A 17,883-nucleotide genomic window follows, 5' to 3' on the forward strand; every position below is an offset into this window, starting at 1 on the left:
ATAGGAGGCGGCCTTTATTTGTTCTCATAGGTTCTTCTTTTATTTGGGGATTTATTAGAATGAAGAAACGTTTTTTGGTAACGATAAACATAATGGACTGTGTCTGAAGTGTTCAGGAAGGGGGAAGTAGATATGAAGAAGATTAAACAAAATCTTCAAATTGAAGCAGTCATTGATATGATTACGAAAGAGTTTGAAACTTCCTTTGACTTTGTGAACAATCCTTTGAAAATCGACGGGAAAGAAGCGTTACTACTCTATATTAAAACGGTTGTAGATGGGGTTCAATTACAAGACTACATCATTAAGCCTTTTTTTGAAATGGCAACCAATGAGCATTTTCAGGCTTATTTACAATCGATTCCACAGTATAAGGAGATCGAGGGAAAAGAACAAATCTTGGTGGAATTGACAAAGGGAAGTGCTGTGATTGTTATTAATGATGTGATCATTTTATTAGACCTTAATAAAGTGAATACCGATGCTGTTCTACCTGTAAATTTAGAACCAACCATACAAGGTCCTGAATTAGCTCTCAGTGAGGATATGGCAACAAATATCAATCTGATCCGACATCGATATCATAAACCTTCATTAAAAGTTGAGATGCTTCAATTAGGTGAGAAAACGAACCAATCTTTCGCCCTTATATATGATTATGAATCTGTGAATCAAGCTGTTCTTGAAAAGATCAAACAGAAAATTGATTCTCTTAACACCCCATTAATTCAAACTACAGCGGAATTGCAAAGACTTCTAAATGACAAAAAACGTTCGCTACTACCCATTTCATTACTTACAGAACGGACAGATCGAATTATTTATAATGTATCGGGTGGAAAGGTTATTTTATTGTTAGATGGAAACCCTGTCGCCCTTATTGCGCCAGCTGTTTTTGTGGATTTTATGTCTGCAACGGAAGATAATTACAGACCTTTTTGGGTGACGATATTTAATAAATTGCTTCGGTATTTAGGTTTAATTATTTGTTTAACCTTACCTGCACTTTATGTAGCGATTTCATCCTATAATCCAGAGGTATTTCGTTTTGAACTCGCTTTATCCGTATCAGGGAGTCGGATTGGGGTTCCGTATCCATCTTTTATAGAAGTGTTGTTTATGTTAATTGTGATGGAATTATTAATTGAAGCAAGTATTCGATTACCAAAGGTAATAGCTGGAACTGCAACGACAGTCGGAGGTTTAATTTTAGGAACGGCAGCAACAGAGGCAGCTTTAACCTCTACCATTATGATTATTATTGTATCTGCTATGGCGATTTCAACCTTTGTCATTCCAATCAATGAACTAGGATTCGCCGTACGAATTATTAAGTATGGAGTTCTTTTATTTGCAACGATTGGGGGATTATTGGGAATTACGGTATTTTTACTAGGATTTATGATGTATATGTCCAATATGGAAAGCTTTGGAGAACCGTATTTTAAACTATATATACAGCGTAAAAATGCAGAAATAGAGAGGAGCAAGTCATGAGCCGCTATTTCTATTATATTACTTTTATTAATATGATCACATCGATGGTAGCGTCAATGCCAAAAATACTTCTGTTAGCAAAAGAAAAAGGCGCGATTTACTCTATTCTTCTTGCTATTCCAATTGGTTTAGTCTTTTGTTTTCTAATCGGACGCTTTTTTCAGACCTATCCGGGGAAGGGACTACCTGAATTAATGAAAGAATCCATTCCAAAACCTATTACGAAGCCTTTTCTTTTCGTTACGGGAATGGTATGGTTTTCTGCAGGTCTCCTTTCTGTTATCACCTATTCCTTTTTTATTAAACGTTTTTTATCTCCCAATACTAGTTTAATTTTTATAGTTTCCTTGATATTACTATTCATTTACTACGGGGCTTTAATGAAGTCAAAAAGTGTCTTATATACAATTGAGATTATCTTTATTTTAACGATTCCATTAATTTTTCTAATTATGATTAAGGCATTTACGAATGAAGATTTTGAATGGGATTATGTGAGGGTGGCGATTATGCATATCCAGCATGTTCCACAATTTAGCACCATTTGTGCAGCGGCCTTTGTGTTTTGGGGACCCGCAAATTTAATTATTTTTAATCGTGTTATGACTCATAAACAGTCGATGACTTGGAAATCGATTCTGCTCATTGGATTAGTTGGAATGGGTGTATTGGGTTCAAGTTTTTTTGGCATTATTGGGATGCTTGGATTTGAAGCAGTATCTCATACTGTTTATCCTGGTATGACGACAGCAGATACTCTTCATATTAAGTTTGGGGTTATTGAACGAGTATTGTTTGTCAATATCATTTTATTCTTGTCTATTACCTTCACGAGTATTTTAATTCACTGGCATGTAGCGGTGGAGTTGTTAAAACAAGTTATTTTTATTAAGAAATTTAAATGGAAAGATCATCATTTAACTCCGCATCTTTTTTTGATCATTTTTTGGTTAGTCAGTATAAAGGTAGTTACCTATTTAACTGAATATCAGTTAGTTAAGTATACTAGTTATTTTTATAATTTGTTTCCTTTCCTATTTGCAGTCCTGTTTGTTATTATGTGGGCCATCAAAAGGAGAGTACAGCCATGAATAGGGTGGTTCATCGTGTAAAGACCATGCTGATTGTGTTTTTGATCTTAGGAAGTACCCTTTTACAATCAGGATGTGGTTTTAAAGATATTGATAAACGACTTTTCGTGATGGCGATTGGGATTGATGCATCTGAGAAACAAGAGGATATGTATAAAGTTACCTTAAAGATTGCTTTGCCCTCCGGGTCTTTAAAGGAAGCGAGCGGGGATATGTATACTTATTTAACACAAGAAAGTACAAAGGTTACAGATGCTATTCGAATGTTAAAAACTCATGTTGATAAGGAATTTGATTTTGGTCATTTAAAAACGATTGTGATCGGGGAGAAATTATTAAGTCATGACATTAGTAATATAATCGATTCCTTTTTAAGAAGAAGGGATTTTCAACGAATTTCTTGGCTAGCTGCAGGAAGACCCACTGCAGAAAAGGTTCTAAAAACCGAACCTAAATCAGAAATGGCGGCTTCAGTTGCGTTATTTAATATATTTTCTGATACAGGAGTAGATACTCCTTACGCAATTGATACTTATATTTTTGATATAAGGAGAAGGATGCTTGAAAATGGGATTGACCCTGTTATCCCAGTGATCGAAACAGATGAAGAAAATACGCGATTTATGGTAAATAAGAGTATCATTTTAAAGGATCATGTAGCGGAGCTTCAATTGAGTCATAGAAAGACAAAACTTTTAAATATTTTACGAAATGAATTAGACAAGCTAGAGTTATTTATTGAAAAAGATGGAAGTGAGTATATGATTTCCGTCGATGACGCTAACACAAAGTTCAAAGTTTTAACTGGGAATAAAATACCTGTAATAAAAGTGAATATTGATATGGCAGGGATTGTAGAGGAATCGGATAGAAGTATTGAACCAAAAAGGTTAGATATTTTAAGTAAGCATACAAGTGATGAAGTAGGAGAGTGGATAAAGGAATTATTAGTAGAATTTCAAGAAAATAAGTTAGACCCAGTTGGATTTGGCTTGCGATATCGTGCCACAAGATTGAATCATAAAGATCTTTTTAAGGAATGGGAAGATGAACTGTATCCAAATGCAAAATTTGATGTAAACGTAAATATCGGAATTAAGAGTACAGGGGTTATTGAATAAAAAAAGCAGGTCACCTTCCATAAAATGGAAGGTGCCTGTCACCCTTTTAGGCTTTTATTTTATCTTTGGCTATATTGATCATTAATTTGATACGATTTAGTTGATTTACTTTACTGATACTAGAATCGTAATCAATGGAGATTAGGTTAGCGTTTGGATAGTCTTTTTTAATGGCGTTAAACATGCCACGACCAATAACATGGTTTGGAAGGCAGCCAAATGGCTGTACACAAACGACGTTTTCCACATCACTATCCATTAATTCAGCAATTTCTCCTGGCAATAGCCATCCTTCTCCCATTTGATTCCCAAGACTTAGGAAACGGGAGGCCTTTTCGGCAATTTCTGTTATTTTTAAAGGTGCCTCAAAACGATTACTATTCAATAAGGCAGTACGAATCGGATCTCGGTAATATTCCATAAATTCAATAACAACTTTCCCGATTCCAGCCTTCATTTTTGACATCCCAAAATGATCCGCTTTAAAGGTACGATTATGAAGACCATATAGGAAGAAATCAATAAAGTCTGGAACGACTGCTTCTCCACCTTCCGATTCAATCATTTCTATGAGTTGGTTATTAGCGTAAGGATGGAACTTAACTAAAATTTCACCAACAATCCCAACTCGGGGCTTCGTTTCCGTATAGCCTTCGATTAAGCTAAACTCCTTAATAATCGAATTAATAATCCATTTGTAATCTTTCATTGAGAAATCTTCCAATAATGCTTTGCATTCTTCCAACCACTTATCATATAAAGCATCTGTATCGCCCTTAAAGACTTCATAGGGTCTTACCGCCAACTTTAACCTCATGAGTAAATCACCTAGACATGCGGCAATCACCATTTTTTTCGCAAGCGGCAATGTGATCTTGAATCCAGGATGGTCGACTCCATCTAGTCCACCTGCATTTAATGAGAGCACTGGGACTTGTGGCATTCCAGCATTATTAAGTGCTTTTTTCAATAATGCTAAATAATTTGTCGCCCGGCAACCCCCACCGGTTTGTGACATAATGACAGCCGTATGATTTAAATCAAAATCTCCACTTTTTAATGCCGCAACTAATTGGCCAATCGTGATAATTGCGGGATAGCAAGCATCGTTATTGACATAGCGTAGTCCTTCTTCTACATCATATTCTGATACATTTTCCATTACCTTCATTTGATAGCCATGAAGATTAAAGGCTGTTTCAAATAGAGAAAAATGTGTTGGCAGCATTTGTGGCGCGATAATGGTATATATTCCTTTTGCTTCTTTTGTAAAAATCACTTCGGGTTGCTTTAACGCTGATTTGCGCTGTTCAATATGGAGTCCGCGTTCTCGTTCCTCAATAGCCGCCTTTAAGGAACGAAGTCGTATGCGAGCCGACCCAAGGTTACTGATTTCGTCCATTTTAATCCATGTATATAATTGGTGGTCCTCTTCTAAAATTTCTTCCACTGCATCTGTTGTAATCGCATCTAGTCCACATCCAAATGAAGTCACCTGTAATAGCTCAAGATGTTTATGTTTTTTCACGACATCTGCAGCATGATATAAACGCGAATGGAAGGTCCATTGATTGACAACTCCTTGATGCACTCGATCGTCAGCAAGATGGGCAATTGAGTCTTCTGTTAATACCGCCATCCCCAGACGAATGATTTCCTCAGGCAATCCATGGTTAATGGCTGGATCAATATGATAAGGATGTGCCGCCATTACAATCCCTTTTATGTTTTCTTTTTCAATTTGTTGAATTACCTCTTGACCACGCTTGTGCAGCCATTCCGTGTAGACTGCTTCTTCTTGCTTCGCTGCTGCGAGTGCTTGCTTTATTTCCAATTTTGAAATATCCCGAAAACAATTCTGTAGCCCTTTGAGCAAGGAAATAGGTTCGTCAATGGATAAAAATGGAGTCATTAGTTGGATTCCGTTTTCCTTGAAGACCCTGTCCATATTGACTCGGATCACTTCAGGGTAAGATGCTACAACTGGACAATTATAATGATTTTGCTGGGACTTAGTTTCGACTTTTTCATAAACAATTGCAGGATAGAAAATGGTTTTGACCCCTTTTTCGATTAAGTTCATCATATGTCCATGTGCCAATTTAGCAGGGTAGCAAATAGACTCGGACGGAATGGTTTCGATTCCTTTTTCAAACGTTTCCTTGTTTGATCGATCCGAAAGTATAACCTCAAATCCTAGTTCTGTTAAAAAGCGATGCCAAAATGGATAATTTTCATAAAAATTAAGGATGCGAGGAATTCCAATTTGACCTCTGTAGGCGGCGGTTCCCGTAACCCCAGTACGATTAAATAATTTATCTAGTTTTTCTTGAACTAAGTTAGGTAGTGGGCTTTGAACTTTTCTTTTTCCTGCCCCGCGCTCACAACGGTTTCCTGTAATAAATGTCCGTTTGTCTGCAAATTTGTTGATTGTAATCGGACAATGATTTTCACAAATTCCGCAACGTCGATGGGCAGTTGTTACGGCAAATTTATTTATCTTTTCACTTGTAAGCAGGGTGGTTTGTTCCTCTTTTGCCCATTTTTTCTTCGCAATCAACGAACTTCCATAGGCTCCCATAAGTCCAGCTAAATCAGGGCGTATAACCTCCCGACCTGTCAGCTTTTCAAATGTTCGCAGAACCGCATCGTTTAAAAACGTTCCGCCTTGAACAACGATATTTTTTCCTAATTCATCGGGTGATTTCAATTTAATGACTTTATAAAGAGCGTTCAGAACGACTGAATAAGCCAACCCAGCAGAAATATCTGCAATACTTGCTCCTTCTTTTTGAACTTGTTTTACTTTAGAATTCATAAAAACGGTGCAACGAGAACCAAGGTCAACAGGTGTAGCAGCAGTTAAAGCAAGCTTAGAAAAGTCTACTACATTTTGCCCTAAAGTTTCGGCGAAGCTTTCTAGGAAAGAGCCACACCCAGCTGAACAAGCTTCATTTAGAAGAATTCGGATCGATTACACCATCTTTAATGCGAATACATTTCATATCCTGTCCACCAATATCGATGATAAAATCAACATCCGGTTGAAACTTCTTCGCAGCTTGATAGTGAGCAACCGTTTCAATTTCCCCTTCATCGACTTTAAAGGCAGCTTGTATTAATTTTTCCCCATAGCCTGTTACTGTAGAACGAACAATATGTACATCATCAGGAAGTTGCTTATATAAATCTTTTAGTCCTGTCCTAACGGTTTCAATTGGATTTCCTTTATTTTTTTCATAGAAGTTATACAATACTTCTTCATCTTCGTTAATTAAAACCATTTTCGTTGTTGTGGACCCAGCATCAATTCCTAAAAAAGCATTCCCTTTATAGGTGGAAAGAGGTCGTTTATCAACCGTAGCTTGGGCATGGCGTTTTTGAAATTCTTCTAGTTCTTGTGCATGACGAAATAGAGGATCGTTTCCTTTTGATTTAGTAGTAGTCGTTTGATTCATTTTCGACAACAGTTGAAGAATCTGTTCTATGTCCATGGATGAATTTCTTCCACTTTCTAGAGCAGCCCCAATGGCTACATAATATTGGCCATCCTGACTATGCATGACCTGTTCATCTTTTAAATGAAGGGTTTCAACAAATCTTTTCCGTAATTCAGGTAAAAAGGTTAACGGTCCACCTAAAAAGGCGACATTTCCGCGGATTGGTCGACCACTAGCAAGACCAGCGATCGTCTGGTTGACAACTGCTTGAAACACGGAAGCCGCAATATCCTCACGCCGTGCCCCCTCATTTAGAAGAGGTTGAATATCGGTTTTGGCAAACACTCCACATCTTGAGGCAATGGGATATATTTTTTCCACGGCTTGGGCTAATGTGTTAAGACCTGCAGCATCTGTGTTTAATAAGGAGGCAATTTGATCGATGAACGCTCCTGTTCCACCTGCACATGCTGAATTCATTCGCTGTTCAAGTCCGTTCGTTAAATAAATTAATTTTGCATCTTCTCCACCAAGCTCAATAATGACATCGATATTTCGTTCAGTTGACTTAACAGCCTCTGTACAAGCAACCACTTCTTGAATAAAGGGTATGCCCAACCCGTCACATAAACCGAGCCCAGAAGAACCGCTCGCATTCATTTTTAATTTTGCTTCCGGAAATCGTTGAGCTAATTGTTTTAGTAATGTTAACGTTGTATTTTTAATGTCAGAAAAATGCCGTTGATAGGATTTAAAGACAATTTCCTTTTTATTGTTTAATACGACCATCTTAGCTGTTGTGGATCCAACATCAAGTCCAACTTGAAATTCCATTTACCATCTCTGCCTTTCTTTTACTTACAGTTTTGAAAAGTATTGGTCAATTAAGATATCAACTCTCGTTTCGATATTTGAAAAAGGATAGCCTGTTACCTGTTCATAAACGGGTTCAATCAAAGTAGGTAAAAACACGGCGCCGAGAAGATGTGTAATCATAATTGTGAGTTTTTGCTGGTCGGTTTCTCCTGAAATTTCTTGAATAATTGTTCTTAATTTCTGTATCCCAATTGATTTTATAAAAGTGATATATTCTTGATGGCTATCAAACCGCAAGGGCTCTTGGGTGACTAGCTTTCTTCCAATAAAAGGGTACTTATGAAAAGCGTTAATATAGTTAATTAAAAACTGTTTTAATCGTTCTTTTGGTTCTAATGCTTGATTATCCAATATGTTAAAAGAGTCTTGAAAAGAAGAAACAAGCAATTGAATAACTTCATTTAACAACTTATCTTTACAACCAAAGTAGTAATTTATGAGAGCTACATTCACGTTGGCTACCTTAGCAATTTTTCGAACGGTTATTCCTTCAAATCCTTGCTCTTTTATTAGATCTAAAGTGACTTTTAAGATCAGATCCTTTTTTGATAAATCATTCTCTTGATTTGTTTCCATAGATTTCGCCTGATTTCCGTTTTTGATTTGATAGGTAGAAGAAGGGATTCTTGAGCCTTGTAAATCGTCCATTAAACACCGTTTTAAACACTGTTTAATTTAAATATAGCAAAATGAAAATTTAATAAAATGGAGTTTTTTTGTATTTTTATAGAGGTGGGGTGATTTATATCACTTCATTTAGAAAAGTAGAGGGGTTTAAAAAAGTATTAGCTTAAAATACTACCAAAAAGTAGAAGAGTTTAGCAAAAATGGTAATATTATGAGCTAATACTACCAAAAAACGGCAGACCTTGGGAAGAATGGTTATATACCGAGTTAATACTACCAAAAAGTAGTAGACTCCTGAAAAAATGGTAACAACCTAAGTCAACCTTTAAAATACCATCCTAAGTCAACTAGCTTATTAATACAAAAGCGGGCTCTTTTAATAAGAAGAGAGCCCGTTTAATTAACTACTAACCAATATGAAAATAGGAGCTTCGTGCCTTCTGTACATGATTCAAATTCTTTATCAATGTACGTCTTATTGTATTTGTTGACTTAACACCATTACACCATTCATAAACAGCATTTGTTGTGACTTTTTTATCCGGAAATAAAAGTCGATATTCATCAACACTTCTCATAAGTGCAACTTGCCAATTCTCTATGTAACCACATTGCCTACAAATGATATTTTTCTCTTTATCTTTTGACATAGCAGAATAACAAACAGAACAAAATACCCCTTTCCGTAATCCTTCAAAGTTATAGGATGGAACACGAGAGAATTTTGAATCTGTAATGTTTCTGGAAATGAATTTTTCACCAAGTCTATGATGGGATTTGTTCATATGACAACCATTTAGATTCATTTTGGTAGTCATAAAGCGTTCGAGCTGAGCAGGAAAAATAATTGATGGATTGATTGGAGCATTATATAACATAAACTGAGGATTAATGAAGATCAAGTACGATTCTAATGGAAGATGACAACCAAAATCTTGAAGAAGCCTCTTTAGTAATATTCGACTTTTTTCCAACTGACTAATGGGGTTGATGATCCCCGTTTTTGAAAAAGCAGTATACCATTGATTGTCATCGATAAAGTAATCTCCTTCAAAATTTTTCACTTCAAAATGAAAAATCTTCTTTTGTGAAATTAATAAGATATCAATTTGGAATGTCGTATTGTTTTTTTCTAATAATAAGTCGTTAATGATTAACCAGTCACAAGGATACTCTTGTAAAAGATGATTAAACATGAGTTCACCTTCAAAGCCTTTCTCCAGTTTCAAATAATAGTGGATATCATCGGGAGATAAATCCATCCTTGCGTTTAAGCTACGAAAAATCATCAATTCTTTTGATGGGACACAGGGCTTTATAATCATAATTCCACTTCCTTTCAATCGTTGAACAAGCAATATAATCGTATGAAAATAAAAGCAATCTAACAAGATGTCATTCTATAAAAATGTGACAATATGATGATCATTTCCTTGGCAAACCTTTAAAGAACCCAATTTAGTGACTTTTATCATTTATCATTAGAAACGCTTACATTAGGATGGATATATAATGGGTACATATTGCCTTTAATGATAGACCGACCATGTTGAACATCATTGAATGAAGGGGGATCGTGAATGGGCAAGAAACGTTTTTCACTAAAATTAGGGCAAAAAATCACATTAATTGTATGGGTGGTAGTCCTTTTTGTCATGGCTGCATTAGGTGCCGGAGTAGTTTCAGAAGTATCTAAAGGGATTAAGGACTTTGCACTTGTTAAGGCAAAGGGAGATTTATATCTTAGTGAGCAATACATCGAAGAAAAATACCCCGGGGCATGGAAAATAAAGAACGGGCAGTTATATAAAGGATCAGTCTTAATCAACAATAATACTGAAATTGTCGATGGGATTGGACAATTCACAGAGGACACCGTTACGATTTTTTTAGGCGATACAAGGGTTACGACCAATGTGCTAATGGATGGGAAGCGAGCGGTTGGAACTAAAGTTTCCCCAGAAGTTGCTAGAGTTGTATTAGATGAGAAAAAAGAATTCTTTGGTGAAGCGAACGTAGCCGGGAATACGTATCAATCGGCCTATAAACCGTTATTGAACGAAAAAAATGAGGTAGTAGGCATGTTCTATGTTGGAGCTCCGCAAACAATTATTAATGGAACGATTGCTTCCTTTATGGAAGGGATGATGATTGTTTTGATAATAGCGATTATTATATCCTTCCTTATTGTCTATTGGTTTACAAAAAGACTAACAAAAAGATTGAACGCGATTTCTACTGCTTTAGTTCATGCAAAAAATGGTGATTTTACAAAAGAAATAAGCGACCATGTTGGTGATGAATTAACGGTTGTTGCGAACAGTTATAATTCGATGAGAAACGATCTTTGTTCATTGATTACCCATGTAGTAGAAACGACAAAACAGGTGTCTGTTTCCTCTCATGAATTAACAACAGGAGTAGAGCAGACCAAAATGGCAACAGTCGAGATTACAGATAATATTGGTCAAGTAGCAGATGGTGCAGAGGGTCAAGCGGTCAGTATTGAGGAAAGTTCTAAATCGCTAGAAGAGGTATCTTTAGGCATTCATACTCTAGCTAAAAATGCGTCCAGCGTTTCCGAATCTGCCTCACAAACGATGGAGCAGGCAAATCAAGGGAAAGTTTTGGTCGATCAATCCGTAGAGCAAATGAATGCAATTCATCAATCTGTAAATGAAAGTAGTACGATTATTTTATCTTTAAATGAAAGATCCCAACAAATCGGTGAGATAACAGAAACCATTAAGGATATTGCCGATCAGACTAATTTACTGGCATTGAATGCAGCAATAGAGGCTGCAAGGGCTGGTGAACATGGAAAGGGTTTTGCAGTTGTAGCAGATGAGGTTCGCAAATTAGCTGAGCAATCGCAACAATCTACTTCTAAAATTTCTAATTTAATCGCGATTATTCAAAATGAAATCCTTCAATCAAATTCCGCAATGGAGGAAGTTAAACAGGAGGTCAAAGAAGGAATAAGCATTGTTAGCAGTACGGAGAAAAATTTTAGATCGATAGCAGAAGCCACACAAAAAATGGATGATCAAATTACAGAAATGGCGGCAACAGCTCAGCAAATTTCAGCAGGGGCTCAAGAAGTATCTTCTGCAGTCAATACCATAACCGATATTATAAAAGGAACATCCGTCAATACGCAAAATGTTTCGACAGCAACCGAAGAGCAGCTAGCACAAATGGACGAAGTCCTAACTTCTGCTAATTCACTTGGTAGATTGGCAACAAACTTGCAAGATATGATAAGTAAATTCAAAATAGATCAAGTGAAAAGAGAAGAGGCTTAAGATAGGAATAAAAAGTGGGTATCTAATCTAGTTTTTATCTAAAGAAATCGGTCTTTAATCCTTAATTTAACTTCCTTCAGAAGAAGTCTCAAACTTCAATAAGTGGCGAGATAAATGCAAGCTTTTATCCATTCAGTGGGGGTTAACCCTAAGCTAAATGAAGTTAAAGCCTCCGGCGGATGTCTCGGATTTTTTAAAGGACATTTCTCGAGCGAGCTCAGAGATTGTATCCGGACTCCAATTCGACGGGCGAATTTGATCTATGATAGAATAAAAGTAAGCACAACCAAAGGAGGGAATGAAATGTTATCAAACATTGGAGTTCCAGGATTAATTTTAATTCTAGTATTAGCTTTGATTATTTTTGGCCCAAAAAAATTACCTGAAATGGGACGTGCGGTTGGACAAACGTTAAAGGAATTTAAAAAATCAGCCAATGAGTTAGTGAATGATGATCAGAAAGAAAGTAAAGTGGAAGTAACCAAAGACGTAGAAGCTAAAAAATAAAACGAGGGAAGCGAACAGTATTCAGCACTGTTCGCTTTTATTTTTGAAAAAAGTTAAGAAGCTAACTTAATTGCTTTTCCAAAAGGTACTTTTGGTACATAGTCACTAGGAACTAACCAGAATAATTCATAATTGACCTTTTCCATTTCTTCATATATATAACCTGTTACGTCTGTTATATAAAATAATGTATCAATTTTTTCTTCTTCCGCCCACTCTAGAACAAGTGTATAAGAGGATTTTCCATGCGTATGATATTGAATACTATCCGATTTAACTGGGCCAATACTTCTTATTTTAAAATCAGCTTGAACGAGCAATGTTTCTGGTTTAACTGTTTCAAATAGTTTTACAATATTATTAATGAGAATCGTCTGTACTTCGTTTGTTGAAGTGTCAACTACTAGTGCCATTTTTTTATCTTTTCGTGATTGAATCATGGATAACAGTGTTTTTTGCCACTTCATACAAAACAACCCCTTTATGAACATTTAATATGACAGGCAGGTTCTTATTTTGCTTTTAAAACCAGCAAATATGATGGTTTATTTTTCAAATGAAAAGTTGGTTAAGGAACAGAGTTTTGAAAAATAATAAAGGTAGAAAGGAGGAGTTCAAATGCCAAGTGGAAAAGAACTAGAGCAATTACCAATGAACAATACGTCTCCAAGTATGGGAGAAAACAGGGGGCCGTTTGATAGAGAAGCCCTAAGTAGCTTTGTTGATGAAGTCCGAGCAGCACCTAGTAAGGTTAGAACGAAAAAAAAGAAATAATCCTGTTTATAGGATTATTTCTTTTAATAGGTTCAAGCGGTTAAAGGCTTAATGTTAACGGCACAGGCTTTGAATTCCGCAGTACCCGATATTGGATCGTATTCATTAATCGTCAATACGTTTGTGGGTACTTCACTAAAGTGGAAGCTCATAAAGACCAGACCTTCCGGAACTTGATCTGTTACTTTTGCTTTTACTTGTACAGCGCCTCTTCGAGAGGAAACTTCAACAAGATCACCACTTTCAATACCTAACTTTTCTGCGTCTGCTGAATTAATATCACAGGTTTCTTCTTTTTGTCTTATATTTACACCGCTCGCATAATGTTTTGTTTGCGTATGTGTGTTATATGATTCTAGACGACGCCCGGTTGTGAGGGTAAAAGGGTATTCCTCATCTGGAAGTTCAACTGGTTCTGTATAGGTTACAGGTACAAATGTCGATGGTTGTACATTCTCATCCTCTTCAAAAAATCTTGTATGAAGAATGAAAGTTCCTGGGTGTGATTCATCTGGACATGGATAATGTAAACTGTACTCTCGTTCCAGTCTTTCATATGAGATTCCACCATACATTTCCCATGAGAGTGAACGCATTTCATCCCAAATTTCTTGAGCGTTGTCATAACTCATTGGGTAGCCCATTCTTGTAGCTAAATCGCAAAGAATTTGCCAATCTTCTTTCGTATTTGGATGTGGCTCAATCGCTTTCCGAACTCGTTGGACTCTGCGGTCCGTATTTGTAAATGTTCCTTCCACTTCACCCCATGATCTTGCGGGAAGAACGACATCTGCAAGTTCTGCTGTTTCAGTTAAGAAAAGGTCTTGAACAATTAAAAGATCAAGTTTTTCTAATAATGTTCTTGTATGATTCATGTGAACGTCAGCCATTAATGGATTTTCACCAATAATGTAGAGGGCTTTTACATCGCCCGTTTCTATTTTTTCAAATGTTCTGGTTTGGGTATCTCCGGCAATAGGATTGATTTTCACATTCCAAGCTTCTTCAAATCGAGCACGATATTCATCATTAGTAATGCTTACAGAACCAGGTAATTGATTCGGTAAAGCCCCCATATCTCCTGCACCTTGAACATTATTTTGTCCACGAAGGGGCATGATACCGCAGCCTTCTCGACCAATATGACCTGTAAGAAGGGCAAGATTTCCAATATCGAATACATTGTTAACCCCACAATGATGTTCAGTAATCCCCAATGTGTAGGCAATCATCGCTTTATCAGCAGTTGCGTATTCTCTTGCGGCTTCAATAATATCTTGTGCTGATAAACCAGTTATGGTTGCTGCGTTTTCTGGTGTATACATTTTTACCTTTTCTTTTAATGCATCGAATTCTGTTGTGTGTTTGGAAATAAAGGCTTCATTATATAATCTTTCTTCAATAATGACATGCATCATCGCATTAATAAAAGCAATATCCGAACCTACTTGGATTGGTAAATGACGATGTGCACTTTTGACCATATCAATTTTACGAGGGTCAACTACAATAATCTTTAAGCCAGATTTTGCAGCTTTTTTCATGCGATTTGCAATAATTGGATGTGCTTCCGTTGTGTTGGAGCCCATTAATAAAAGAACTTCGGCTTTATCAAAATCCTCAATCGTATTAGTTGGTGCACCGCTTCCAAAAATAGTTGCCAGACCGGCAACGCTAGGAGCGTGTCAAGTACGGTTACAGCCATCAATATTATTGCTGCCGATGACTGTACGCATAAACTTTTGTGTTACATAGTTTACTTCATTTGTCGCACGAGCAGGCGCAAAGGCTGTAATGGCCTCTGGACCAAATGATGATTTAATATGACCTAGCTTCTCAACGATAAAGTCATAAGCTTCTTCCCAGGTTGTTTCCACAAGCTTACCAGCTTTCCGGATAAGAGGTGATTTTAGCCTGCTTTCCGCATGAACATAACCAAAGCCGAATCCACCTTTGATACAAGTTTGACCTTTATTAACAGGCGCATCTTTATCTCCACGGGCTTTTACAATTCTGTTGTCTTCAATTTCTAAGACGAGCCCACAACCTGTTCCACAATAGCCACAGACTGTTTTAACTTTTGTTATTTCTCCCATTGCAATCCTCCTATCAGTGATGGTAAAACTTGTTTTTAAGAAATGCTCTAAAAAACATTCTATTTAACTATTATACAAAAAATCAAAATTATTACGGTGATAGTTGTCACAGTTAGTTTATTATATGCATGTGTTTACGGTATTTTCGTCTAAGACAATTACTTTAGTAATAGGAAAATATTCACAATTTATAATAGAGGATTTACAAGGAATTTACTAAAAATTAATATCTTTATAGTAAAGTAGGGTCAAAGGTAAATATATTTGAATGAATAAAGTAATTCCAATTTTTAGTTTTCTTATAATAAACTGAATCGAAGGTGTCTATATGCATATGGTTATCGGAGATCTTGCAAAAGAGGGAATTACGGTTTCTCCTTCAACGAAATGTGAAGACGTGTATTCCATTTTTGAAACACATACAACGATTGAAGGCATTGTTGTTGTTTTGAAGGAGAAGCCAATTGGATTAGTAATGAGAACACATTTTTTTCAAAAACTTTCTACAAAGTACGGATTTGATCTTTTTATGAAAAGGAATATTGATTTAGTTATGACGAAAGATTTATTGACTGTAGACTATTCTACATCTGTTACAGATGTCAGTACACTAGCGATGAATCGAATACAAGAATCATTATATGATTTGGTTATTGTGACAAAACAGGATCGAATGTATGGGATTGTTAGTATAAGAGAGTTGATTATGAAACTATCTGAAATCCAAATTAATATTGCACGCTATTCTAACCCGTTAAGTGGTTTGCCTGGGAATAATGTGATCGAGGAAACACTGCAGGAGGTTCTAACCTATAAAAGATTCAGTGTTTTTTACATCGATATTAATTCATTTAAAGCGTTTAATGATACATTCGGGTTTAGTAGAGGAGATGAAGTGATAAAGGAAACAGCTACGATCATTTCGGATGTCTTTTTTACTGTCGAGAATGAACCATCCTTTGTAGGTCATATTGGAGGCGATGATTTTATTGCGACAGTTCCCCACTATAAATATGAAGAGTTATGTAAGCAAATCATTCAGCGGTTTGATCAATTCATTCTTCCTTTTTATTCACAAGAGGAATTAGAACGAGGCTATATGAGAGTACTAAACCGAAGAGGAATTCTTGAAAATACACCACTGACAGGTATCTCAATTGCTGTCGTACAAAATAGGCATCATAGGATTACCACAGTTAGAGAATTAAGTGAAATCGCTGCAAAAGTAAAAAGAAAATGTAAGACGTATAAGAAAAGTACTTTTATATGTATGTCTTAAACAAATCTTGTAAATGGGTTGGAACCGACTGACTTTTACAAGTTTTTTTATTAAAAGCCTCTGTTAAACTAGGTGGCCGTTTTCCATCACTTCGCTTTCGGCTGAGCTACGCCTATCTTAATACTTCGTGTCTAAGATGTATAATCTGTATCGCTTCTCCCTCTGGAGACTTCGTGCCTTCCGATACATTCAACGTAGTCAAAATCAACATTAACTTTTCATACAGCCATATAAAAAAGAGGTAGTTAAAGGTTTAACACATGAATAATCATAATTGATTTCTAGTGAGTTAGTGACCTAGTATATCTACCTCTTTAGCCTAAGCGTTCGCTGTAAATTTCATTTTCATACGGTAAATGACCGGGGCACAGGTTTTCCTTCGGTTTTCCAATTGCAAAACCTTGACCATAGTGGACCCCGATACTTTGTATATATGTAAATTCCTCTTTACTCTCTATTCCCTCTGCGATCACACTTGTGTCTGTATGATTAGCAAATTCTAATAGAAGTTCCACTAAATGTTGTTGTTCAGGGTGTTTATCAATTTTACGAATAAGGCATTTATCAATTTTTACAAATTCTGGTTTCACTTTAGCTAATGTTTTCAAGCTATTATAACCCGTCCCTGCATCATCAACTGCAATCCGAAACCCTTGATCACGATAATGATCAACAAGTTGATCAAAGTGGGCAACGCTATCGACAGCTTCTTTTTCAGTTAGTTCTAAGACGATTTGATAAGGTGAAATTTGATATTTTTGTAATAATTCACTGGTAAAGCTGCTTCGAAAATTTGGATCCGATAATACTTGGGGAAGAATATTAAGAAAGATCAAATGCTCTTTAAATGGCTTATTCGTTCTTATTTGCTCAGAAAACCTTTTGATAGACAGATTTCGTAATAATTGTTCAACCGAAAATATATCCTTACTTTTTCCGATATAGTCATAAAAGCTTTCTGTAGAAGGAAACTGTTCAGAAAGGGCTGGTCGGTTTAAGCATTCAACACCAATCGTACATCCAGTCGTTAAAGATATAATCGGTTGAAAAAAAGTATCGATTCTTTCGTTTGTAATTAGATTTTGGAGTTCATTTTGTTTTTTGAAATCCTCGAGTAGATTCCGTCTTTGAAAGTATATAAATTTAAGAAATTGTACGAAACTGCTCATTCCTTTGGGAAACATCATGTCACCTAATTCGTAGTTTTTTCGTCGGATAATCTAGTTATATTTTATAACTTGCAAGTGTAAGTAATACTGAATAAATGTAA

Annotated in this window: 14 protein-coding genes; 7 read left to right on the forward strand and 7 right to left on the reverse strand. The window is 36.1% G+C overall.

Features of this window, described 5'->3' with window-relative positions:
- The first annotated feature begins 132 nt into the window (after positions 1–132).
- Genes Q5760_RS05340 through Q5760_RS05350 form a run of 3 tightly spaced genes read left to right on the forward strand, consistent with a single transcriptional unit; the run spans position 133 to position 3,709 of the window.
- The gene (locus tag Q5760_RS05340; RefSeq protein WP_428911197.1) at positions 133–1,497 is read left to right on the forward strand and encodes a spore germination protein; all 1,365 of its coding nucleotides are present in this window, start codon (positions 133–135) and stop codon (positions 1,495–1,497) included.
- Positions 1,494–2,588 (forward strand): GerAB/ArcD/ProY family transporter, encoded by a 1,095-nt coding sequence (locus Q5760_RS05345; protein ID WP_428911198.1) that lies wholly within the window; start codon positions 1,494–1,496, stop codon positions 2,586–2,588. The genes Q5760_RS05340 and Q5760_RS05345 overlap by 4 nt, the downstream gene beginning before the upstream one ends.
- A complete protein-coding gene (locus Q5760_RS05350; protein WP_428911199.1) occupies positions 2,585–3,709 on the forward strand; it encodes a Ger(x)C family spore germination protein in 1,125 nt (374 codons plus the stop codon). Before Q5760_RS05345 ends, Q5760_RS05350 begins: the two co-directional genes overlap by 4 nt.
- Before the next feature lie 46 nt (positions 3,710–3,755).
- On the opposite strand, the gene Q5760_RS05355 is transcribed toward Q5760_RS05350, so the two are convergent.
- From Q5760_RS05355 to Q5760_RS05370, 4 genes are all read right to left on the reverse strand, one after another.
- Positions 3,756–6,680 (reverse strand): acyl-CoA dehydratase activase-related protein, encoded by a 2,925-nt coding sequence (locus Q5760_RS05355; RefSeq protein WP_428912500.1) that lies wholly within the window; start codon positions 6,678–6,680, stop codon positions 3,756–3,758.
- Positions 6,661–7,983: a BadF/BadG/BcrA/BcrD ATPase family protein gene (locus Q5760_RS05360; protein ID WP_428911200.1), complete on the reverse strand. Its 1,323-nt coding sequence runs from the start codon at positions 7,981–7,983 to the stop codon at positions 6,661–6,663. The genes Q5760_RS05355 and Q5760_RS05360 overlap by 20 nt, the downstream gene beginning before the upstream one ends.
- 24 nt (positions 7,984–8,007) lie before the next feature.
- On the reverse strand, positions 8,008–8,673 hold the full coding sequence (locus tag Q5760_RS05365; RefSeq protein ID WP_428911201.1) for a TetR/AcrR family transcriptional regulator: 666 nt from the start codon (positions 8,671–8,673) through the stop codon (positions 8,008–8,010).
- 386 nt (positions 8,674–9,059) lie between these two features.
- Positions 9,060–9,977 (reverse strand): nuclease-related domain-containing protein, encoded by a 918-nt coding sequence (locus tag Q5760_RS05370; protein WP_428911202.1) that lies wholly within the window; start codon positions 9,975–9,977, stop codon positions 9,060–9,062.
- A 255-nt stretch (positions 9,978–10,232) separates the two neighbouring features.
- On the opposite strand from Q5760_RS05370, the gene Q5760_RS05375 reads away from it, so the two are divergent.
- Positions 10,233–11,957 (forward strand): methyl-accepting chemotaxis protein, encoded by a 1,725-nt coding sequence (locus Q5760_RS05375; protein ID WP_428911203.1) that lies wholly within the window; start codon positions 10,233–10,235, stop codon positions 11,955–11,957.
- Positions 11,958–12,260: 303 nt separating this feature from the next.
- Entirely contained in the window at positions 12,261–12,464 is a 204-nt protein-coding gene (gene tatA, locus Q5760_RS05380; protein ID WP_428911204.1) for a twin-arginine translocase TatA/TatE family subunit, read from the forward strand.
- A 53-nt stretch (positions 12,465–12,517) separates the two neighbouring features.
- Here the strand turns inward: tatA and Q5760_RS05385 are convergent, their stop codons facing one another.
- Entirely contained in the window at positions 12,518–12,931 is a 414-nt protein-coding gene (locus Q5760_RS05385) for a VWA-like domain-containing protein (RefSeq protein ID WP_428911205.1), read from the reverse strand.
- Between the two features lie 151 nt (positions 12,932–13,082).
- Between Q5760_RS05385 and Q5760_RS05390 the strand changes: the two genes are divergently transcribed.
- Positions 13,083–13,238 carry a hypothetical protein gene (locus tag Q5760_RS05390; protein ID WP_428911206.1) on the forward strand — a complete coding sequence of 52 codons (156 nt, stop codon included), beginning with the start codon at positions 13,083–13,085 and terminating at the stop codon, positions 13,236–13,238.
- A 32-nt stretch (positions 13,239–13,270) separates the two neighbouring features.
- On the opposite strand, the gene fdhF is transcribed toward Q5760_RS05390, so the two are convergent.
- Positions 13,271–15,334: a formate dehydrogenase subunit alpha gene (gene fdhF, locus Q5760_RS05395; RefSeq protein ID WP_428911207.1), complete on the reverse strand. Its 2,064-nt coding sequence runs from the start codon at positions 15,332–15,334 to the stop codon at positions 13,271–13,273.
- A 328-nt stretch (positions 15,335–15,662) separates the two neighbouring features.
- On the opposite strand from fdhF, the gene Q5760_RS05400 reads away from it, so the two are divergent.
- Positions 15,663–16,613, forward strand: coding sequence for a GGDEF domain-containing protein (locus Q5760_RS05400; protein ID WP_428911208.1), 951 nt, complete (start codon positions 15,663–15,665; stop codon positions 16,611–16,613).
- 314 nt (positions 16,614–16,927) lie between these two features.
- Here Q5760_RS05400 and Q5760_RS05405 read toward each other — a convergent pair whose 3' ends face one another.
- Entirely contained in the window at positions 16,928–17,800 is an 873-nt protein-coding gene (locus Q5760_RS05405; protein WP_428911209.1) for an EAL domain-containing protein, read from the reverse strand.
- Between the last annotated feature and the right edge of the window lie 83 nt (positions 17,801–17,883).

The sequence above is a fragment of the Niallia sp. Kr1 genome (assembly GCF_050389805.1).
Lineage (GTDB): Bacteria > Bacillota > Bacilli > Bacillales > Cytobacillaceae > Bacillus_BD.